The 22,589-nt window shown below is 44.0% G+C and carries 13 protein-coding genes; 9 read left to right on the forward strand and 4 right to left on the reverse strand.

Features of this window, described 5'->3' with window-relative positions; translation table 11 throughout:
* Nucleotides 1-259: 259 nt before the first annotated feature.
* Both WCM76_01890 and WCM76_01895 read right to left on the reverse strand, forming a co-directional pair.
* On the reverse strand, nt 260-559 hold the full coding sequence (locus WCM76_01890; GenBank protein MEI6764360.1) for a GIY-YIG nuclease family protein: 300 nt from the start codon (nt 557-559) through the stop codon (nt 260-262).
* Between the two features lie 210 nt (nt 560-769).
* On the reverse strand, nt 770-2,293 hold the full coding sequence (locus WCM76_01895; GenBank protein ID MEI6764361.1) for an NAD(P)/FAD-dependent oxidoreductase: 1,524 nt from the start codon (nt 2,291-2,293) through the stop codon (nt 770-772).
* Between the two features lie 220 nt (nt 2,294-2,513).
* On the opposite strand from WCM76_01895, the gene WCM76_01900 reads away from it, so the two are divergent.
* Nucleotides 2,514-4,307 (forward strand): long-chain fatty acid--CoA ligase, encoded by a 1,794-nt coding sequence (locus tag WCM76_01900; GenBank protein ID MEI6764362.1) that lies wholly within the window; start codon nt 2,514-2,516, stop codon nt 4,305-4,307.
* On the opposite strand, the gene WCM76_01905 is transcribed toward WCM76_01900, so the two are convergent.
* Nucleotides 4,304-5,200 carry a lysophospholipid acyltransferase family protein gene (locus tag WCM76_01905; GenBank protein ID MEI6764363.1) on the reverse strand — a complete coding sequence of 299 codons (897 nt, stop codon included), beginning with the start codon at nt 5,198-5,200 and terminating at the stop codon, nt 4,304-4,306. The genes WCM76_01900 and WCM76_01905 overlap by 4 nt on opposite strands.
* Before the next feature lie 130 nt (nt 5,201-5,330).
* Between WCM76_01905 and WCM76_01910 the strand changes: the two genes are divergently transcribed.
* The 6 genes from WCM76_01910 to WCM76_01935 all read left to right on the forward strand — a co-directional run bounded on the left by WCM76_01910 (nt 5,331) and on the right by WCM76_01935 (nt 18,114).
* Nucleotides 5,331-11,678 carry a T9SS type A sorting domain-containing protein gene (locus WCM76_01910; protein MEI6764364.1) on the forward strand — a complete coding sequence of 2,116 codons (6,348 nt, stop codon included), beginning with the start codon at nt 5,331-5,333 and terminating at the stop codon, nt 11,676-11,678.
* 42 nt (nt 11,679-11,720) lie between these two features.
* Nucleotides 11,721-13,277, forward strand: a complete 1,557-nt coding sequence (locus WCM76_01915) for an SUMF1/EgtB/PvdO family nonheme iron enzyme (protein MEI6764365.1) — start codon at nt 11,721-11,723, stop codon at nt 13,275-13,277.
* 166 nt (nt 13,278-13,443) lie between these two features.
* Complete coding sequence (locus WCM76_01920; GenBank protein ID MEI6764366.1) at nt 13,444-15,600, forward strand: aldehyde ferredoxin oxidoreductase C-terminal domain-containing protein; 2,157 nt, start codon at nt 13,444-13,446, stop codon at nt 15,598-15,600.
* Nucleotides 15,601-15,727: 127 nt separating this feature from the next.
* Nucleotides 15,728-16,009, forward strand: coding sequence for a pyrimidine/purine nucleoside phosphorylase (locus WCM76_01925; GenBank protein ID MEI6764367.1), 282 nt, complete (start codon nt 15,728-15,730; stop codon nt 16,007-16,009).
* A gap of 25 nt (nt 16,010-16,034) precedes the next feature.
* Complete coding sequence (locus WCM76_01930; GenBank protein ID MEI6764368.1) at nt 16,035-17,153, forward strand: hypothetical protein; 1,119 nt, start codon at nt 16,035-16,037, stop codon at nt 17,151-17,153.
* 46 nt (nt 17,154-17,199) lie between these two features.
* A complete protein-coding gene (locus WCM76_01935) occupies nt 17,200-18,114 on the forward strand; it encodes an endonuclease/exonuclease/phosphatase family protein (protein ID MEI6764369.1) in 915 nt (304 codons plus the stop codon).
* A 40-nt stretch (nt 18,115-18,154) separates the two neighbouring features.
* On the opposite strand, the gene WCM76_01940 is transcribed toward WCM76_01935, so the two are convergent.
* Entirely contained in the window at nt 18,155-19,780 is a 1,626-nt protein-coding gene (locus WCM76_01940) for a hypothetical protein (protein MEI6764370.1), read from the reverse strand.
* A gap of 449 nt (nt 19,781-20,229) precedes the next feature.
* On the opposite strand from WCM76_01940, the gene WCM76_01945 reads away from it, so the two are divergent.
* Both WCM76_01945 and ricT read left to right on the forward strand, forming a co-directional pair.
* Nucleotides 20,230-21,411, forward strand: a complete 1,182-nt coding sequence (locus tag WCM76_01945) for a DNA polymerase III subunit delta (protein ID MEI6764371.1) — start codon at nt 20,230-20,232, stop codon at nt 21,409-21,411.
* 69 nt (nt 21,412-21,480) lie between these two features.
* On the forward strand, nt 21,481-22,581 hold the full coding sequence (gene ricT, locus WCM76_01950; protein MEI6764372.1) for a regulatory iron-sulfur-containing complex subunit RicT: 1,101 nt from the start codon (nt 21,481-21,483) through the stop codon (nt 22,579-22,581).
* Nucleotides 22,582-22,589 lie beyond the last annotated feature (8 nt).

Raw genomic sequence — 22,589 nt, forward strand, 5'->3', positions numbered from 1 at the left:
AAACTTTTTAGAATGCGCCGGCCCAAGAAGTCGGCGTTTTTTTATTCATCAAAATCCGGCGTTTCGATCCGCCCATTAAGCTTCGGTCACTGAGCTTCGGTCGCTGAGCTTGTCGAAGCGCCGAAGCGCCGAAGCGCTTGCGATGTACCCTTCGACAGGCTCAGGGTACGGATTCTTCGGTCGCTGAACTTCGGTCACTAAACTTCGGTCGCTGAGCTTGTCGAAGCGCCGAAGCGCCGAAGCGCTTGCCATGTAATGTTTATTCAATTCTGCCAAATTGCGTGTAATTTTTGGAAAGTTCAGGCAGCCTGTTATTTTCGCTGTTTATCAATGCTTCTTTTTTCCTACGAGACCAACCTTGCACCTGTTTTTCTCTATAAAAAGCATCATCTATTCTTTGAAATATTTCAATATATACTAATTCAACCGGGAGATGCTTTTTTGTAAAATTTGAACCTTCTCCTTTTTGATGTTCTTCCAATCTGCGTTCTATGTCTTTTGTACTGCCGGTATAGTATTTACCGTTTGAACATAGTAATATGTACATGAATCCCTTCATCTCTTTTTTGTTTTCGTTTTTTTTTTAACTTTAAAAATCCGGCGTTTCGATCCGCCCACTAAACTTTGGTCGCTGAGCTTCGGTCGCTGAGCTTGTCGAAGCGCCGAAGCGCTTGCGATGTACCCTTCGACAGGCTCAGGGTACGGATTCTTCGGTCGCTGAACTTCGGTCGCTGAGCTTGTCGAAGCGCCGAAGCGCCGAAGCGCCCTCTTAAAGCTGTGTTTTGAACTTGATTTTGTTGCGGTGGCAGATTACCTGTGCAACATCACGAGCAGATTTTATCGCCACAGGAAGCCCGCCACCAACCTGTGTCCAGTGACCGGCGTAATAGAAATTCTTCAGCCCGGGAAGTTCCATCTCCACCTGCGACATTTCTACGATGTTCTTGCCCGGTAACCAACCCTGTACGCTGCCCAACCTGTTTCCAGTATATCGGTGGTAGGTGGCGGGAGTGGCTACGTCGCATTCTTCAACATGGGCTGTTATGTCGCCCATTTTTTTATCAAGCAATGCGGTTACTTCGCGTGCAAACGCTTCTTTAACCTCTTTATATTTTTCGCGGTCAGTTTCGCGGAGGTTTATCCAGTAAGCTGCGTTGGTAGTATAAAAACTTGCCGCCACCACCGTTTTGCCTTCAGGCGCAAGGGTAGGGTCATAGTTATAAATGTGTGCCTCCAGCCGCTCATATACTGTGCCATCGGGCGATACCAGATTTTTTTCAAGCGGAAAGCGGAAAAAATGCGGCAGGTTATTTATTGAGCGGTTGATACCCAGGGAAACTAACAGAACAGAGTAGTAAATTTTATATTTTTCAAGATTATCAAGCTGCAATATTTTTTTATTTACAAACTTTCCTTCGAGTGCCTTGAATAACGTAAAATGCCAGTCGGCAGCGGAAATCACAATGTCCGCCCTGGTTTGTGTGCCATCGGTGAGCAGCAATCCTTGTGCTGTGCCGTTATCGGTAATTATTTTTTGTACGGCCTTTCCGTAATGAATTTTTCCGCCAAGAGCCAGATATTTCTCTTCAATTTTTTTTGCAAAAGCGAATGAGCCGCCAAGCGGGTATCCTGCCCCATTACGATCATAAAAAGCAAGAGGCATGGTCATCACAAGCAAATGTGTATTCTCCGCATCAAACAAGAGCCGGAAACTCTCTTTCAGAAATGGATTTTGTAATTCTTCGGCAAACGAAAAATTTGTAATCTTATTCCATCGCATCAAAAAAAACAACATCGGCAGGAATTTAATCATGCCTATTTTTTTATACCAGGGCTGTATCTGAAGAGCCGTAGTTATTGCCGGTGGTACCTCATATTTTTGAATAGTGCGGATTGATGAAATGAATTTTTTGATGGAGCGTTTATCCTCGGGTGCAATATCCAGCATATACGCTTCAAGCCGTTTAACGTTGGTATAAAGATGAAATACCCTGTCGCCGTATTTATCTGCATGGTCGCGTGTGCCGATATCGACACGAAGGTCGTGATTTACAAAACGGATGCTGTCCATATCGAGCAATTCCGACCATAATTTATAGAATGGACTGGCGCTGCCCGAACCCAGCAACCAGTGCAGACAGCCATCGAAGGTGTATTCGCCGCGCGTCCAGCTGGTGCATAATCCACCGGGACGATGCTGGGTTTCGTAAATTGTTGTTCCGATGCCGTTCATCTGCAGGTAACAACCTGCCGACAAACCTGCAACGCCTGCACCAATAATATCAACCTTCATAATTTACGAATGTGTGGAATTTCAAATTCACCGTAGAACTGTTCGCAAAAATACGAATTGAATGGCTACAGACAATATTATTCGTGAGACTCGAAATTTTTGGACAGCCTGTTACGATTATAGGGAACATGAATGAAAATTTGTTTGACAGAAAAAATGATTGAATTTCCGAAATAATGCTTCTCTTTGTACCCTGAAACTCCCTAAATATGCAAATTTCATGATAAATGAACATATAATTCCCATAGTGAAAGCCAATGCACAAAAATATGGTAATCGGGACGTCTTTCGTTACCGTAATAAAAATACGGGCGAGGTTAATAGTATTGGTTGGACAGCTATGATGCAGCAGTGTGAGCTCACTTCCATGGCGCTTTTAGACGCCGGTTTCGGTTTTGAATCGAACATCGGAATATACAGTCATAACTGCCCCGACTGGACAACCACCGACCTTGCCATATTTGGTATTCGAGGTGTTGTTGTCCCCATTATGGCTACATCAGCAAGGCAGCAAATAAAATATATTATTGATGAAACAGGCATGCAGCTTCTGTTTGCGGGCAATGAAGAACAACTTGAAATTTCGCTTTGGTTGCTCGATCATTGTGTTTCACTTAACAAAGTAATCGTATTTGATGGCGGTGTTGAAATAAAAGATGAACGCATTATTACGCTTAAAACGTATATCAATATTTCCGCAACATCTGATTTGAAAAATCAACTGAAAAAAATTCAGGAAGATTTCCGTGCTGATGATATGGCAACTATCGTTTACACTTCTGGTACAACAGGCGAAGGCAAAGGGGTAATGCTTGGCATGGAATCTTTCGTAAGCTGTTTCGGATACCACGACCAACGCCTGCACTTATACGAAACAGATGTGTCTATTGCTTTTCTTCCACTGAGTCATATTTTTGAACGTACATGGACGCTCTATCTGCTTAGCAAAGGAGTTATAAACTTTTTTCTTGAAAATCCGCGTCACGTAATTGATGTTTTGCCTATTGTGAAACCTACACTGATGTGTACTGTGCCTCGCTTTTTTGAAAAGACATACGAAGGCATTGAAGCCGAAATGCTGAAATGGCCGGCATTCAAAAGAACGATATTTCATTGGGCTACAAAAACAGGAATGCGTCATGCCATGCTGCTGAGTAAAAAGGAACCTATTCCTGCCGGCCTGAAGATGAAGAATTCCATTGCGGATAAGCTCGTACTTAAAAAACTTCGCTCGGTTTTTGGCGGAAATATCCGGATTATGCCCTGCGCGGGTGCTGCTATCAGACCGGGTTTACTGCACTTTTTTCATGGCACAGGATTGTTTGTTAACTACGGATATGGTTGTACCGAAACCACGGCAACTGTTGCCTGTTTCAGAGAAGATATCTATGATTTTAATGCTGTGGGAAGTGTTATGCCCGGGGTGTCTGTTAAAATTGGTGCAGGTGATGAAATAATGATTTCGGGGAAAACCGTTTTCAGAGGCTATTACAAGAAACCTGAAGAAACAGCGGCTTCACTGCGCGATGGATGGTTTATGAGTGGCGATAAAGGACGGGTTACCGAAGATGGATTTCTGTATATGGACGACAGAATTAAAGATTTATTCAAGACCTCAACAGGCAAATATGTTTCACCACAAAAAATTGAATTATTGCTTGGGCAGGATGCATTTGTTGAACAGATAGTGGCCATTGGAGATAAACGTAAATTTGTGAGTGCTGTTATTGTGCCTTCATTTGAAAAATTAAAAATAAAGGCTGCAGAATTGGGATTGTCAGTTTCCGATATTCCTGAACTTATTAAGTCAAAGGAACTGTATGCGGTAATGGCCGAACGTTTCAATTTGCTGCAGCAGGAGCTTGCTCCCCATGAGCGGGTAGTTAAGTTTATTTTACTGCCTGAGCTGTTCTCTATTGAGAACGGCATTCTTACGAGCACATTGAAAATCAAACGAAAAATGGTGAATGAAAAATACGCTGATCTGATAGAGGAAATGTACAGAACGGTTTAGCGTTTCATCTTCCAACGACGGTGTGACCATAACCAGTTCTCCGGTTTTTTTTGAATCACCGATTCGAGTTTTTTTGCATACAAGGCTGTAAGTTCACCTTCTTTGAGTATTGACGGATCTTCGCAGAGTACTGAAAGATAGATTTCGTAAAACCCGCGTTTTGCGCGCTGTACATCAATATAAATAACCGGATAATTATAGGTGCGGGCGTAATTTTCCGGTCCATGCAAAAATGCAGTGTCTCTGCCCAGAAATTCTACCCAGTATGATTTTGTCCGATTGGTGGGGCTTTGGTCTGCAGCCATCAGGTATACCACGTTTTCGTCCCGGTAACGGCGAAACACAGCTGCCGTTTCGTAAATAGAAACCAGCGTTGTCCCTGATTTTGATCTGCTGTTGCGAACAAAACGATCGATATATTTATTGGTGAGTGGCTTGTAAAAACCCAGAACGCGCTGACGCATCTGGAGACTTGCCGAAATGCTTCCCCACTCCCAGTTGCCGTAATGACCGGTCACACCAATAATACTTTGTCCTTTTTCAAAATACGGTTGTAGTAACTCCGGATTCATGAGCCGGTGCCTGCGTATTATCTGCTTTTTCGTCATCATAAATGCTTTGATGCCCTCAACAAGAATGTCGGTAAGGTTTACGTAAGAAGCGCGCAGCATCTGATTAATCTCAGCATCATTTGCTGTAGGGAAGCACTTACGCAGGTTGTCGCGCATCACATCACGACGGTAACCGAAAACCCTTGAAAGAAGCAGCCTTATGATATCAGAAAACAGGTATAGCAGCGGAAAAGGAATGATGCCCACCAGAAAAATAAAAAACAAAAAGAAAAATGTCAGGATTAGATTCAAAATATATAGTGATTGTAATGTGTTGCAAATTTATACCTTTTCTTACATTCATTAGGAATATTAGCGGCAGATGTTTAATTTTGAAACCCAAATACTGCAATATCAAACAGAAACATTCAGTCTATATTCGGTTTCTGCAAAGGTTGAAACGATAGTGCCAATGACAAAAAACAATATATATCGTCTACGGGCGGTACTTCTTCTGATTGTATTAATACTTTTCCCTGTTCTTATTAAAGGGCAAACGGTCACAGGTTTTTCTGCCGCTTCCGATTTTGGTCAGGTGCGCCTTTACTGGGATAAATATACCGGCGGTGTTGTAACCAATTATGAAATCTATTGGCAAACCTCTCCCGGCGTTAGTCTTTCGAGCAATGTAATAAGCACGCCCGATGCCGGTGTATTATATGTGCATACAGGACTCACTCCGGGGACTACCTATTATTATGCTATCAGAGCGATGATTAGCGGTGGCCAGTATACCTTGCTTTGTGCCGAGCAGTCGGTTACTCCTATGGCGCTTACAAATTTGTTTGCAGGGAGTAACGGCGACGGCTACAGTGCGCAGCAAAGTTGCTTTATGAATATGAACGGAACCGGCTTTATTCCGTCACCAACCAATCTGAATGTTGCGGCCTCATTATCAAAAAATGTACTTTATTGGGATCCTATGTTGGGCGGATTAACTTATACGGTTCGCTGGAGTAATGATCCTTCATTTTCAACGTATACCGACCGAAGCGGTATCACCAATATGAGTTGGGTGCATGATAGTCTGACGCCCGGTGTCAATTATTATTATAAAGTTACTGCCATTATAACAGGTGCCTGCCCGGTTGGATATACCAATTCTGATACGGCATCTCCGGTTTCAATGTCGCATCTCATCGGGGCAAATGGCGACGGGCATGCCGTAAATCTGTCCTGCATGTCTGACCTTCAGGGAAACGCCGTTATTCCTGCTCCTGTGAATTTAAACGTTGCTGCTTCCCTTTCCGGGAACGTTCTTTACTGGGATTTTATGCAGGGTGCAACAACTTATACTGTGAGGTGGAGCAACGATCCCGGTTTTGGCAGTTATACGGATATTACCGGTCTGACTACGCTTAGCTGGGTGCACACAGGACTGACTCCGGGCTCAACATATTATTATAAAGTTACAGCAGTAGTACCCGGAGGATGTCCTGTGGGATTTTCTCCATCGGTTTCAGCAGTGCCGGTAACAGAGGCTCATCTGACAGGTGCAAACGGTGACGGACATGCATCTTATCTCTCGTGCATGATAGACCTTAACGGCACAGGCATTACACCTGCCCCCACCAATCTGGTTGTTGCAGCATCACTCGTAAAAAATATGCTATACTGGGATCAGATGAATGGTGCGACTTCATATACTGTTCGCTGGAGTACCAATTCAGGGTTCTCTCCTTTTACTGACCGTACAGGTATTACAAATATTAGCTGGGCGCATGATAGTCTTACACCCGGCACCACGTATTATTACAAAGTTACGGCTGCAGTGCCGGGCGCTTGTCCTGTGGGTTATACCAGTCCAGTTTCAGCTGTTCCGGTAACACAGGCACATCTCACGGGTGCAAATGGCGATGGTCATGCAGCGAATCTTTCATGCCTCATTGATTTGAACGGGGTAAGTCTTACTCCCGGTCCTACCGGTCTGGTAACGGCAGCTTCTCTAAATTCTAATGTGCTGTACTGGGACCAGTTTTCAGGTGCTACTTCATATACTGTTCGCTGGAGTACTAACTCCGGATTTTCACCCTATACGGATGCAACGGGACTGACCACTCTTAGTTGGGTTCACACCCCCATTACAGCCGGAACAACCTATTATTACAAAGTTACTGCAGTTGCTCCGGGCGGTTGCCCGGTTGGTTTCTCAAACAGTACCTCGGCGGTGCCTGTGGGCGAATCGCATCTGGCAGGGGCGAATGGCGACGGCCACTCAAACTATAAAAGCTGTACGATTGATTTAAATGGTGGTTCTGTGACACTTACTCCTACGGGGCTTACAGTTGCGGCATCACAACTATCCAATGTTGTTTTCTGGGATCAAAATACTGATTTTACTTCCTATACTTTACGATGGAGCACTGATCCCGGTTTTTCGCCCTATACCGATGTAAGCGGATTGACAACCATTAGCTATGCTCATACAGGAATTAATCAAGGTACAACTTATTATTATAAAGTCGCAGGTGTTGCCGGAGGCGGATGCCCTGTGAATTTCACGTCCGGCGGAAATGCTGTTCCGGTTACGGCAGCATACAATACAGGGGGTGCCGGTGACGGATGGGCCTCTCACGCGAGTTGTTTTACAATGCCTTTGAGTGGAATTGATCCAGTGATATCACCTTCTGGACCTGTTTCTATTTGCGGCGGACAGTCAGTTACACTTCAGTCAACAGCAGGTGTTACGTATCAGTGGATACAGAATGGCAGCAATATTTCAGGTGCAAACGCTTCAACTTACACTGTGACATCTTCAGGTACATATGTCGTTCAGATTACAAATCTGAATGGATGTTCTGCCTGGTCGTTCCCTGTAGTTGTGAATACCGGCGGTTTAAATGTGCTGTCGCAACCGTCGAATGTTACAAGTTGTGTGAATCAAACTGCCACATTTACTTTCAGCGTAAGCGGTGGCGGATTAACCTATCAGTGGGCTGAAAGTACAAACGGCGGCAGCACATGGAATAATCTGAGCAATACTTCGCCATACTCCGGAGTCAATACCGCAACGCTTACGATTTCACCCGTCAGTCCCGGTATGACCAATAACCAGTATAAGTGTTTTATTTTAACGCCCTGTGCGATGTCGTCGAATGCGGCAACACTCACGGCTGGAACACTGGCTGGCGTATCACTGAGCAATTTGCCGTCACGATGCATTAATTCGGCACCATTTACGTTAACCGGCGGATCGCCTGCTGGAGGCACATACGCTGGTGCCGGAGTTGTTGCAGGCGTTTTTTCCCCTGCTGTTGCCGGACTGGGTCAGCATTCAATAATTTATACCTATACCGATGGCTTCGGCTGTTCTGGCAGTGATACCAACACTATAACTGTGAATGCCCAGCCTGTCGTAACATTGTCATCATTCCCCGCTGTATGCGATAATGGAACACCCTTGCATCTTACGCAAGGATCGCCTGCCGGCGGCAACTATGGCGGTTTAGGTGTTCTGTTTGGATATTTTTATCCCAGCCTTGCGCATGCAGGGCAGCACCAGATAATTTACACCTATATCGATGGAAACGGATGCAGTGCTAAAGATACCAACATTGTTACGGTTCATACACTACCAAATGTTACCCTTTCGGCTCTTTCACCGCTTTGCGAAAGCGCCGCTCCCGTTAACCTCACGGGTGGCTCGCCTTCAGGCGGAACATACAGCGGTACCGGAGTGAATACAGGTGTTTTCTATCCTGCCATTGCACAGGCCGGAACGCATAACATCATCTATTCATACACTGACGGAAATACATGCACATCAGCAGATACAAGCAGCATTACCGTATATGCCCTTCCGGTTGTCAATATGCCAGTGATTGGACCATTCTGCCTCAATGCCGCCCCTGTAACTCTTACCGGTGCAACTCCCGGCGGCGGTGTGTACAGCGGAACAGGCGTAAATACAGGCGTTTTTTATCCTGCCATTGCACAGTCAGGACAACATAATATTATCTATTCTTATACCGATGGCAATGGATGCGCTGCTTCCGATACTTCACTGGTAACGGTCAATACGCTTCCTGTAGTAAACATTCCTGTTTACCCCGATGTTTGCATAACAGCCGCTCCGTATGCACTTACAGGTGCGACACCCTCTGGAGGGACCTATAGTGGTACCGGTGTTGGCGGAGGTAATTTTTCTCCGGGTCTAGCAGGTGCGGGAACGCATAATATCTACTATCATTATACGGATGGCAATGGCTGTTCCGGAAATGATACTTCGACGATAAATGTGCTGAGTCAACCCATTGTCAGCATTGCGCCAATGACTGCTGTCTGCCTGAACGCGGCACCTTTTATTCTTAACTCAGGCAGTCCGTCAGGTGGAACTTATTCAGGTGCCGGTATTGTGGGCGGTACTTTCTACCCCGCCGTGGCACAAGCGGGGGTACATCAAATTATCTATTCCTATACAAATGGTTTGGGCTGTCAGGGAAGTGATACCGGCAGTATCACCGTGAATGCTCTTCCTGTTGTAAGTCTGGCCGCCTTATCATCAGTTTGTGTAAGCGCTTCGCCGTTTGCACTTACCGGTGGGCAGCCTTCGGGCGGAACTTACAGTGGACCGGGTGTTGTTGGAGGTGTCTTCTATCCGGCAATCGCGAATTCAGGAACGCACGCCATTATTTATTCTTTTACAAATGGAAGCAATTGTTCCGCATCTGACACAGCAACCATAACGGTGAATCCGCTGCCGGTTGTGAATATTCCGGTTTTCGCGGATGTTTGTATTTCAGCAACACCATTTGCACTGACAGGCGCAACTCCCTTAGGTGGAGTCTACACGGGCACAGGTGTTATCGGAGGAAATTTCAACCCATCCGTTGCAGGTGCCGGCACTCATAATATTTATTACAATTATACAGATGGTAACGGTTGTTCCGGCAATGATACTTCAACAATCACAGTTCATTTGCAACCTACGGTTTCGATTACCTCGATGGCGCCTGTTTGTTTGAATGCAACACCGTTTGCACTAACTTCAGGTAACCCGTCGGGAGGTAATTATTCCGGAACAGGTGTAAGCAATAATATTTTCAATCCTTCGGTGGCACAAGTCGGCACGCATCAGATTATCTATAATTTTACGGATAGCTATGGTTGCTCAGGAAGCAGCAGCGGTAGTATTACCGTGAATAGTTTGCCCGTGGTAACAATGGGCTTATTATCCTCTGTTTGCACCGGAGCATCACCATTTGCGCTAAGCGGCGGGCAACCGATTGGCGGTACGTACAGCGGGCCGGGTGTGGTTGGAGGATATTTTTATCCTGCAATTGCTCAGGCCGGTACTCATGCCATTACCTATTCCTACACCGATAACAATGGCTGCACGGGGCAGGCAACCAGCTTCATCACGGTAAATGCGCAGTCAACAGTTACCGTGTCGGCATTGCCGACTGTTTGCATAACAGCAGCGCCATTTACACTCAGTGGCGGACTGCCTTCGGGTGGTTATTACAGTGGTCCGGGTATTGTTGCCAATGTATTCAGCCCGGCAGTTGCACAGGCAGGTACGCATCAGGTAATCTATACCTATACCAATGGGTTCGGTTGCACAGGTAAAGATACGACAACCATTACCGTAAATCCGCTTCCCAATGTGAACTTGACAACAATTTCGCAGATATGCGTTAACGCTGCGCCGGTTCCGTTGAACGGCGGTTCGCCTGCGGGAGGGACATACAGTGGCAACGGAGTTAACTCAGGCGTTTTCTATCCGTTTTTGGCGCCTTTGGGTGTCAATACCATTTATTACTCATATACCGATGGAAATGGTTGTGCCAGCTCCGACAGCAGCACGCTGACGGTTACATCTCAAATTGTGGTTAATCTTGCCGCATTTACTCCGGTATGCATTGATGCTGCACCATTCGCATTAAGCGGAGGCTCTCCTGCTGGTGGCACGTATTCCGGTTATGGAGTTGTCAACGATTCACTTTTTCCGGGTATTGCTCAAACGGGAACACATACAATTATTTATTCTTATAATGATGGTTACGGATGTTTGGGCAGCGACACTGCCACTGTCACAATCAATGGTTTGCCGGTTGTAACTATGGGGACCTTCAATCCGGTTTGTAAAAATCAAATCCCGTTTTCGCTTACAGGTGGCAGCCCTCCGGGCGGAACTTACAGTGGAACGGGCATTGTGGGTGGATTGTTTTATCCGGCAAATGCAAATTTTGGAATAAACACGGTTTACTATGTTTACACTGATGGTAATGGCTGCAGCGCAAACGACACAGGAAGCATTTTTGTAAACACAATTCCTGTTGTGAGTTTTTCGGGACTCGACTCTTTATATTGCTCCGGTAGTTTGCCGAGCATCCTTACAGGAAATCCGGTCGGCGGCGTTTTTAGTGGTGTTGGTATCACAGGCAGTTCCTTTAATCCGGTAAGCGCCGGACTTGGTACTTTTAATATTGTTTATACTTATACGGACACGAATAGCTGCACTGTTGCCGATACTTTGATTACAATTGTTGATGCCTGCACAGGAATGGAATCTTCGGACGGACACCGTACAATACAGGTATATCCGAATCCCGGAAACGGCTTGTTTAATTTTATATTGCCGGCGAATACAGCATATCATATCAGCCTGTTCAACGAATTGGGTGAACTGATTTTTGAAGATAATATCAGCAATTTGGAATTTTATACACTTGATCAGACAGGTCTTGCCCGAGGAATTTATCTCGTTAGGTTTGTTACATCAGGCAGCATAGAAAGCATGTATCTGGTGATACATTAATTGAATGGAAATTAATTTAATAATCATAAATAAGTCTTGAAGATGAAAAAGTTTGGTTTTTTAGCAGTGATCCTGATGCTTGCACTGCAGGTAAACGCGAATAACATCATTGTGAGCAATGCTACCTGTACGGGGCAAAATACAGGTGCTTCGCCAAAATACACGGGTGTAAAGTTCAATCTTACGTGGGATAACTCATGGCGCATGAGTGCGGGACCGGCGAACTGGGATGCCGCCTGGATTTTTGTGAAATACAAAGTACAGGGCGGAAACTGGGCACATGCGACACTTTCAACCACTTCAACAGACCATTCTATTGGTAATAACAATGGAACAAACATGACTTTTTCACCAACCTCTGATGGTAAAGGAGTTTTTCTGTACCGCTCAGCCGACGGTACCGGCAATATTAATTTATCTGATGTAATACTCAGATGGAATTACGGAACCGATGGTGTTGCTGATGCCGCGAACCTTCAGGTTCAGGTATTTGCCGTTGAAATGGTTTATATCCCGGCAGGTCCGTTTTTTATCGGTGATGGTAATGTGAGTCTGGCACCTTCAGGATACGGCTATAAAATTAACAACACCGGGAATAATCTGCCTTATAAAGTAATTAGTGAAGCGGCCATAACGGTTTGCAGCAGCACCTATGGTAACTCTGATCAGGTATATGACCCCAATTATTCGGGCGGCTATACAATACCATCAAGCTTTCCAAAAGGATACGCGGCTTTTTATCTGATGAAATATGAGGTTTCTCAAAAACAGTACGTTGATTTTTTCAATACGCTTCCAAAAAATCTCACGATTTTAAATAATCGGAATTTAGGAAATACCGGAAGTTACAGGAATAGCTTCAGCTGGAGTGGACAGGTGAATGACGATGCTGTTTTATATGGCGGCATAAGTGGCGATCGTGCACAAAGCTACCTGAATGGAGCAGATGCCGCGGCTTACGCCGACTGGGCGGCGCTCAGGCCTATGACAGAGCTGGAATACGAAAAAGCAAGCAGGGGATGCGATAATACAGGAACTCCAATTCCTATCTTCCCGGTGAATCTGGAATATGCCTGGGGCAATACTACTATCAACTACGTTTCAACTGCGCTTACGAACGACGGCACGGTTTCCGAAGGAATTGCAAACCCATTAAGCAGCACGGCTAATTGCCAATATGGTTCACCCTATAACAGCGGCCCTTTGCGTTGCGGAATATTTGCTGCCAAAGGATGGGCCTCCAACCAACGGACACAATCAGGCGCATCCTATTATGGTGTAATGGAGCTGTCCGGTAATTTGGCTGAATTACTCATGGTTAGCTACAATTTTTATAGTGGATATCCGACACTTTTTAATGGTTCTAATGGTGATGGCGCATTGAACAGTAACGGAAACTGTGACATTGCCTCATGGTCGCAAACATCCAACTATTCAAACTCAGAAGTTACAACAACTTATGTGAGGCATTGGGGAATGCGTGGTGGAAGCTGGATTGACGGCACCTCATATTGCCGCACTTCCGACCGCTCGCAGGTTACCTCTAATCCTACCAGCCGGTCATATAACATGGGCTTCAGAGCTTGCCGTAAGCCATAAAAATGGTTAATGTTTTTTTAGAAGGCACTTCCCGAAAAGGAAGTGCCTTTTTTTTGTAACCGTTATGCAACGCGCTACATATCAACATTTTTTTAATAGCTGCCTTTAGAGTTAAGGTTCTTTGTTATAACTTTGCCGTCAAAGCAAAAACTAAACAAACTGTTATATGGATATCAGCGAATTCAGGAAAAAACATGCACTGCTGCACTCTTGGAGTTATGTCCCGGCTCCGATTGATAAAGGTTATAACAATCGTACACTCTATGTGAATGTTGGCGATGGTACTATCAAGGAAAAGCCCGTCAACAAAGAGATGAAAGATAAATTTGTGGGAGGAAAAGGATTCGGACTCAAACTGCTTTGGGATGCAACAAAACCTGATACCAAATGGACTGATCCTGAAAATGAAATCGTGATAAATACCGGTCCGGTTTGCGGAATTACACAGTATTCCGGAACAGGAAAATCAATAGTGGTAGCCATTTCACCGCAAACAGATATCGTTGTCGATTCAAATGTTGGCGGCTTTTTCGGACCCTTCCTTAAATTTGCCGGCTTTGACAGCATGGAACTGCAGGGGAAATCCGATAAGGAAATAATGATTTTTGTAGATGGTAACAACCATACCATCGAAATTTATGATGCTACCAATATGCCTTCCGATAGTCATGTGCTTGCTGAAGTTCTTACAGACGAGCTGGCAATTGATGATAATGGCCGCAAATACGTTTCTGTTGTATCTGCCGGTACGGCTGCCGACCACTCGCTGATTGGGATGCTTAACTTTAGTTTCTTTGATTCAAAACGTAAACTGGTCAGGCTGAAACAGGCTGGACGCGGCGGTATTGGAACAGTACTGCGCGATAAAAAAATTAAAGCCATCGTGGGTCGTGTTGATTCTGTTAAAGGAAATGCAAATAACGTGGTCAACCTCGAAGCCATCATGGAGCGCGGAAAACGTTTCAACAAAGAGATGCGCGAACTCGACGACAAACAGTGCGAAATGCGTTCCAAAGGAACAGCCCATCTTACCAACGTAATGAACGACTATGACCTGCTGCCCGTTCATAATTTCAAATTCGGAAGTCATCCCGATTACATGAAGATTCACGGTGAAGTTTGGAAATCATTCTTTACTCAAAATATGCCCGACGGTTGCTGGATTGGATGTAACATGGCTTGTGCAAAGGCCGTTGATAATTTCCCGCTGAAAACCGGACCTTACAAAGGACAGAAAGTTATTGTCGACGGACCGGAATATGAAACAACTTCTTCATTGGGCTCTATTGCAGGCATCTTTGATCCCGAATGGACCATCGAAGCAAACTTCTATTGCGATACCTATGGCGTATGCACTATCAGCTGGGGCACCATCCTTGGCTTTGTGATGGAATGCTACGAAAACGGCATATTGAACAAAGAACGCACCGGCGGTCTTGACCTCAGCTTTGGAAGTAAAGATGATGCCATGGAATTACTCCACCAATGTTCGCGTGGTGAAGGCTTTGGCGTGATTGCCGGACAAGGTGTGCTGAAGATGAAACAACTGTTTGCCAAAAACGGTTGGGGCGATCCACAGTTTATGCAGGATATCGGTATGGAAAACAAAGGACTTGAATATTCGCAGTATGTGTCAAAGGAATCCTTGGCACAGCAGGGTGGATATGCCATGACTAACAAAGGTCCGCAACACGACGAAGCATGGCTGATATTTATGGATATGGTGAATAACCAAATCCCCACCTTTGAAGCAAAAGCAGAAGCGCTGCATTATTTCCCGATGTTCCGCACATGGTTTGGATTACAAGGTTTGTGTAAACTCCCTTGGAATGATGTGGAACCCGAAAGCAACAAAGAAGCAAAAGAACCCGCCAAGGTTCCCGAACACGTTGACAATTACCTGGCAATCTATAAAGCCGTTACCGGCAATGATCTCGACAATAAAGAACTGGTGCTGCAGAGCGAGCGCGTCTATAATTTCCAGCGCATCTTCAATATCCGTCGCGGATACGGTCTGCGTAAGCATGATGCACAGCCTTATCGTGCTTGCGGTCCTGTTACCAAAGAGGAATACGAATCGCGCGCCGAACGCTACGACAAACAAATGAAAGAGCTGATCGGCATTGATCCCGAAGGAAAGTCAACGGAAGAAAAAATGGCAATCACGCGTAATTATCGCGAAGATCGTTATGAGCAACTGCTGGATGCCGTATATTTCCGCCGCGGATGGACTAAAAACGGAGTTCCCAAAATCGACCATCTCAAAAAGATTGGAATGGACTTGCCCGAGGTGCTTTCAATCGTTGAAAACAAACAGGATTAACGTATCTTAACGTAAATTAACGCTTCCTTCGGGAGGCGTTTTTTTTACACCATATTTTTTGGTATTTTTGGCTGTGCGTTTTATTGACGCTCACAGTTCATACTATTAATTCTTCAAACAGATAATTATGTTTAAAACAAACGAATATTTCGACGGGAAAGTTAAATCCATTGCTTTTTCAATGCCCGAAGGTCCGGCAACCATTGGCGTTATGGCCGCAGGCGATTATGAATTCGGCACTTCATCGGTTGAATACATGACGGTAACAAGCGGTGCTCTCACCGTAAAATTGCCCGGTGCTGCTGAATGGAAAGTATTCAGCGCAGGCGAAACGTTTATTGTAGAGACCAACACAAAATTTCAGTTAAAGGTTGCAACCGATACATCCTATCTGTGCCTTTACAGGTAATTGCTTTTTGCGTTAATTAACGATTATGGGAATTGAAGTCAGACGTGTCAGTTCAAAAAGTGAACTGAGACAATTTATTTACCTGCCCGAAAAGATACATGGCGGCCACGAAAACTGGCTTCCACCTTTGTATGTTGATGAATGGAATTTCTTTGATCCGAAAAAGAATAAATCTTTCGGCTACTCAGAAACAATACTTGTAATTGCATACCGCGAAGGTAGGGCAGTGGGGCGCATTATGGGTATCATCAACAAAAGATACAATGAGCTGAAAGGGGAGAACAATGCCCGTTTCGGATACCTTGAATGCTATAACGACCCGGAAATTTCTCATGTATTGCTACATTTCATTGAACGCTGGGCAAAAGAATACAAATGCAACAGAATTGTCGGTCCTTACGGTTTTTCCGATAAAGACCCTCAGGGTTTTATGGTTGAGGGTTTTGAACATCCGCCTTTGATAGCTGCCGCATGCAACTGGCCGTGGATAGTGCCTTTGCTTGAGGCCGAAGGCTATACAAAAGAAGTAGATTGCCTGGTGTTCATGTTTCGTATTCATGACAATCTGCCTCCCCTTTACGGTCGCATCAATGAAAGAGTGGAGAAGCGCGAAGGCATCAGTCTTGTTGAGTTCTCGTCAAAGAAGCAGATGAAACCATACATCATTCCTATCTTCAGGCTGATGAATGAAACCTATAGCGAGCTCTATGGATTTGTTCCCCTCGAAGAACAGGAAATGAAGGACTTTGCTGCCCGTTATATGCCCATTCTGGATCCGCGTTTTATTAAAGCGGTTGAGTATAAAGGCGAAATGGCTGCTTTCATCATAGGCATTCCAAGCATGACTAAAGGTATTCAGAAATCAAAAGGACGACTCTTGCCGTTTGGATTATTCCATATATTGTCTGCAGCCAGAAAAACAAAACAGATAGACCTGATGTTAGGCGCCGTGAAGAATTCTTTGCAGGGACAGGGTTTGGAAATCCTGATGGCACTGAAACTGATGGAATCCATGAAAACGGCGGGATTTGAGCAAATAGAGATTCATCTTGTGCTCGAAACCAATCATCGTATGATAGCCGAAATGAATCGCATAGGAGCAAGTATTCATAAGCGTTTCAGAGTGTTTGGCAAAGACCTTTGAAATATTTTCCCCGGAAAATCATCACAACAAATATGCCGCTCAAACGGTGGATAAATGTATATTTGTGCTGATTCCGTTTATCCGTATGCATATCAGAAAAACCACATGCCTGCTTTTATTATTGTTGCTGATTGCAACAGTTAACGGGTATTCTCAGCAGGGACCTGACAGCCCGACGATAGGAGTGATGACTTACAATATCCGTTACAACGATGGTTCCGTTGGCATGTTCTCATGGGAAAACAGAAAGGTGCTGCTTCTGAAACTGATTAAAGATGAAAAGCCTGCTTTGCTTGGGATGCAGGAAGTTGTAAAGGAACAGCTCGATTATCTTTCTAAAGAACTGCCAGCATACAAATCGTTTGGTGTTGGCCGTGAAGATGGAAAACAAGCGGGAGAATATGCGCCCGTATTTTATGATTCCAACCGGTTTCAGATTATGGACAGTGGCTATTTCTGGCTCTCTGCTACGCCCGGCATTCCTAAGTTAGGATGGAATGCATCATGCATTCGTATTGTAACATGGGTGAAATTATCCGACAAACTTTCAGGAAAACAATGTTGGTTTTTCAACACGCACTTTGATCATGTGGGGCAACGTGCCCGTCGCAAGAGCGCGGTATTGCTGCTGCATAAAATATCGGAAATTTGTGGTGAGTCGGATGTAATAGTTACGGGCGATTTTAACCTCAGCAGCAAAAATATTGTTTACCGGAGGCTTACCAATAAAATCAATGGTCTCGCAGATACCAAAAAAATATCTGAAACCGGACATTCAGGTCCCAACGGCTCTTTCGTGGGATTTCCTTATATGACGAGAAAGCACAGCGATATTGATATGATATTAATTCGTCGCGGAAGCGCGCGTGTGCTCAATCACAAAACAATTGATTACGAACATTCGGGTACGTACCCATCCGATCACTTGCCCGTAATCACAACCATTTTATTTAGTAAATAAAGAACTGGAATTTTGTTTCAGAAATGAAATTGAAAAGAATTTAGTTGAACGCTATTTTATTAAAATAAAAAACGGTTCGCTTACTTTTATTCTTCGCATCCGAGTTGCGTATTTTCTGATATCCGTAAGAAATGAAGTAATTTCCATACCAGAATTCCATGTCGCTGTTATAGTCCGATACCAGCTGGTCGCCCGAATAATTCGTCTCAATTTTTGTATAATCTTTCCCTTCCACCACGGTGTTTCCATGAATTACTTTCGATGCAATTTCACCCGCATTGCTGTACATCATAACAATATCTTCCCCGTCAAACAAGGTTTCTACGCGTTGCTTCAGGTTATACGTAAGAATGTTTCCAATCTCAAAACTATTGTCCCACAATAATTTTCCTTCAGCATCAAAACACACAATAATGGCATGAGTGTAGCGGTAGCCGTCGAACACCGAGTAGGATGTAGTTTGTGGCCGTCCGTAGGCGTCGTAGGTTGTATAACTGACCGTATGATATTCCGGGTAATAGGCTTCGGCAATCATAATGGATTTATCGCCTCGCTGAATAATATCGTGCACCAGCAACGAATAATCAATAGACATTTCTTTTCCTTTGGCGGCCTGTCTGATCGCCTTTTTTTTCATGCGCAGCGCACTTTTTGCATTTAGAAAATTGTAAAAATTCTTGAATGTGGAGAAGTTGTAGAACTTTACAAAATCTTGTTTCCCGTCCGTTAAACGCGTAATATAAATACCTGTTGATGATTCTGAAAAGCCCGAAGATGCAGGATTTGCGGAATATCCTTTTGTGAAATTATTATACGTGCCAATTACAAGCAATTTATTATTTTCGAGAGGAATAATGTTGGCAGAATTGAATTTGCGTTTAACATCATTGCTTTGTATACGTAGTTGTCCGGCAGAATTCCCGTTGCCCGTATAACTGCATAAATACATGTAATTCTCCCTTTTCGGGATATGATTTTTAACCACGGCATACAACACCTTTCCTGCTGAATCGCTTCTTAATTGTGAAACGTACGCCTGACCGTCAATTACAGGCGATGCGTTTTTAATCGTGCCGGTTTCTAAGTCGAGTGCGAAAAGCGAAGCATGATATTTGATTACGTTTACACCGGCAATTACCGGTATCAGTGTTATTGAAAGCAGTGTTTGTGCGAATACCTGCGAACGTTTAGGTGTGGTTCTTCCGCTGAGCCATGCAATATTTCCAACTACACGAAAATCGGTGATGTATGAATTGTCGGGGTTTACCCCCGATACTATTTTCGATGTGCCGCTTCCAATATCCATTTTCAGCACCTGAAAATCACTCTTGCTGTTTTTTTTGTCATATGATTTTGCGAACAGCAGATATAAGGTTGAGTCGTTTTTATCTACCGCCTTCAATTTCATATTATCGCTTATCTCTATCACACGATGCCATAATTCGCGAAAATTGACATCGTAAAGTGTAAAAAACCATTGCTTATTTTGGGCGGCAGTACGCTCATTGCTTAGATAATAAAGCAGAACACCATTTTTGCCGAAAGGCATGATACGATAGGAATCTGACCCCGATTTTGATTCTATCTCTACGCGCATAGGTTTTTCCTGACCATAGAGACCGCTGAAGAGCAACATGTAAATCAGAAAAAGAATATTTTTTTTCATCACAAAAGCTATATGGAATGCAAAGTTCGACTTTTTTAGCAAAAGAAAACCATCCCTGCTGCTCGAGCGGGGATGGTAAAAATAATACTATGAAAAAAATCAATCTCAAATGTACGTTTTAATAAGCTGCTTGTCAAGTGCCCTCCATCGACTAAAATGCTTAATTAGTCTATAGAAATGATGTTTCTATCGCATGATATTATGGATTCGTTCTAAATAATCCTGAAAACTACAATTTAATATTTTTTATTTGTAATATTTATGTGACATGGATGTTTGATGATTGTGCGTAACACTTTTTTGCAAAAAAGTATTACTTTTTTTCGCGCCACGGAATTCGGCACAGCACTGTTCAAACACAAAGCGCCGTGCATTATTTTTTCACTTTCAGGCTTTGCCGTCTTGAAAAAATCATGTAGGTTTGATGTCTTGTAAAGAGGACGAAGAAAATGAAGTTTGCAGACATAATCGGTCAGAATAAAACCAAAAATTATTTGGTGCGCACGGTTCGGAATTCACGCGTGAGTCATGCACAGCTTTTTTTAGGTCCGGAAGGCTCCGGCAAACTTGCACTGGCCTTGGCGTACGCTCAATATATTAACTGCGAGAACAAGGTCGATTTTGGCGATGATGCGGAGCTTATCGGCGATTCATGCGGCACATGCCCGTCATGTGTTAAATTTACCACACTGGCTCATCCCGACCTTCATTTTTTCTTTCCGGTGGCTACCAATAAAGACGTCACCAAAAAGCCGCAGGCAAAACTATTCTTGCCCGTATGGCGCGAAGTGTTTTTGCGTACAAAAGGATATCTCAGCCTGAACGAATGGTATGATGAGCTCGGATTTGAAAACAAACAGGGTATCATTAATGCCGATGATTGCGATGAGATTACAAAATCACTGGGATACAAAGCTTTTGAAGCTGAATATAAAATTGTGCTGATCTGGCATGCCGAAAAGCTCTTCCATTCGGCAGCCCCAAAAATTCTGAAAATACTTGAAGAACCACCCGAAAAAACGCTCTTTCTCTTAGTGTGCGGAAGCTTTGATTTACTGTTATCAACCATTATAAGCCGCACACAAATGGTAAAAGTGCCCCGGCTTACGGATAAAGACATTATCAGCACACTTATCAATAATCACGGCTGCAGCGAAACCATTGCCCGGCGTATTGCTATACTTTGCAGCGGTAACATTACCGAAGCGCTTAAGCTTATTGATAAAACCGAGGAAGAAGATTTCAATTTTTCCCGCTTCCGCGATTGGATGAGATATTGCTTCAAACCGGATGTTCGGGGAATGATATCGTTTTCAGACGAAATGGCTAAGGTGAGTCGCGAAGGACTTAAAAACTTCTTTGCTTATTCATTGCGGGTAACGCGCAATTGCCTGCTATATCACGGCAATGCCGGAAAACTCGTTAAGCTCGAAGGCGAAGAACTGGAATGGATTAGAGATAAATTTCATCCGTTTATTAATACAGCCAATGCAACAAGTATAGAGGAAGAGTTTTCCAGAGCCATATTTCACCTGGAACGTAACGCAAATGCACGAATTCTGTTACTCGACCTGTCATTCACCCTGGCAAGCCTGCTCAAAATTAAAGTGTCACAACCACAGTCTGCCTGAGTCGTTTCATAAACTTTAGAGATATACTTGTAAATATATTGTGTAAATTTGCAGGTTAAACGCTAGGATATGAGCAACGAAAAGAATGAATTTTTTACAAGGGGATGCTCTCATCGGCCCAAATTAAACCATAAGAACGATAACCTGTTCAGCCACGGATGTTGCAGACGCAATTCCTATGACTGGTTGGGCGCTATCAAACTTCCGGCAGCTTGGGTTCCTTTTGATTTTGTTGAGGTAAGGTTCAAAAACAGCCGCAAGGATTTTTTCAAAGTTCCTCCCAAGTCTGATTTTGTTGTAGGTGATATCGTTGCCGTTGAGGCTTCGCCCGGGCATGATATCGGGATTATTACCCTCACCGGCGAGACCACCCGCCTGCAAATGAAAAAGAAAAAAGTAAATCCCGATACCTACGAAGGCAAAAAAGTATATCGTAAAGCACGGCCCTCAGATCTTGAAAAATGGATGTCGGCAGTGGTGCAGGAAAATACCACCATGGTCAAATCAAAACGCATCGTTCAGAAGCTTAATCTGCAGATGAAAATGAACGATGTGGAGTTTCAGGGAGATAACACCAAGGCAATTTTTTATTATACCGCCGAAGAACGCGTCGATTTCCGCGAACTTATCAAAGTACTCGCCGAAGAATTTGGCGTTCGCATTGAAATGAAACAGGTAGGTGTCAGACAGGAGGCAAGCAGTCTGGGAGGATTAGGCACTTGCGGCCGAGAATTATGCTGCTCATCATGGCTCTATGATTTCAAATCCGTTTCCACTCATTCAGCCCGCGTACAACAGATTTCTGTAAATCCTCAGAAATTAGCAGGGCAATGCAGTAAGCTCAAATGCTGCCTGAACTATGAATTCGATACCTACCTCGATGCCAGCAGGGATATTCCTTCAGCCGACATTCTTATTAAAACGAAAAAAGGAACGGCATCCTTCCAGAAGGCCGATGTGTTCAAAAAAGTTATTTGGTATTCATACGTAACCGATGTGAACAATCTGATTGCGATTCCACTCGATATCGTGAAAAAGATTATTGCCGATAATGCCAAAGGAATTATCCCCGACAAACTCGAACAATTTGTTGTGGTTAAAGAGAAAAAAGTGGATTTTGAAAATGCAGAAGACGCGCTGAATCGCTTTGATCACCGCCGTAAAAAATAATGCGTTTT

This window comes from Bacteroidota bacterium, assembly GCA_037133915.1.
Lineage (GTDB): Bacteria > Bacteroidota > Bacteroidia > Bacteroidales > CAIWKO01 > JBAXND01.

Bases quoted from the DNA above. Each gene is read 5' to 3' on its own strand.
- WCM76_01900 (MEI6764362.1), top strand. From the start codon at position 2,514: ATGATAAATGAACATATAATTCCCATAGTGAAAGCCAATGCACAAAAA.
- WCM76_01940 (MEI6764370.1), bottom strand. From the start codon at position 19,780: ATGAAAAAAAATATTCTTTTTCTGATTTACATGTTGCTCTTCAGCGGT.
- ricT (MEI6764372.1), top strand. From the start codon at position 21,481: ATGAGCAACGAAAAGAATGAATTTTTTACAAGGGGATGCTCTCATCGG.
- WCM76_01910 (MEI6764364.1), top strand. From the start codon at position 5,331: ATGACAAAAAACAATATATATCGTCTACGGGCGGTACTTCTTCTGATT.
- WCM76_01925 (MEI6764367.1), top strand. From the start codon at position 15,728: ATGTTTAAAACAAACGAATATTTCGACGGGAAAGTTAAATCCATTGCT.
- WCM76_01945 (MEI6764371.1), top strand. From the start codon at position 20,230: ATGAAGTTTGCAGACATAATCGGTCAGAATAAAACCAAAAATTATTTG.
- WCM76_01890 (MEI6764360.1), bottom strand. From the start codon at position 559: ATGAAGGGATTCATGTACATATTACTATGTTCAAACGGTAAATACTAT.
- WCM76_01915 (MEI6764365.1), top strand. From the start codon at position 11,721: ATGAAAAAGTTTGGTTTTTTAGCAGTGATCCTGATGCTTGCACTGCAG.
- WCM76_01895 (MEI6764361.1), bottom strand. From the start codon at position 2,293: ATGAAGGTTGATATTATTGGTGCAGGCGTTGCAGGTTTGTCGGCAGGT.
- WCM76_01920 (MEI6764366.1), top strand. From the start codon at position 13,444: ATGGATATCAGCGAATTCAGGAAAAAACATGCACTGCTGCACTCTTGG.
- WCM76_01930 (MEI6764368.1), top strand. From the start codon at position 16,035: ATGGGAATTGAAGTCAGACGTGTCAGTTCAAAAAGTGAACTGAGACAA.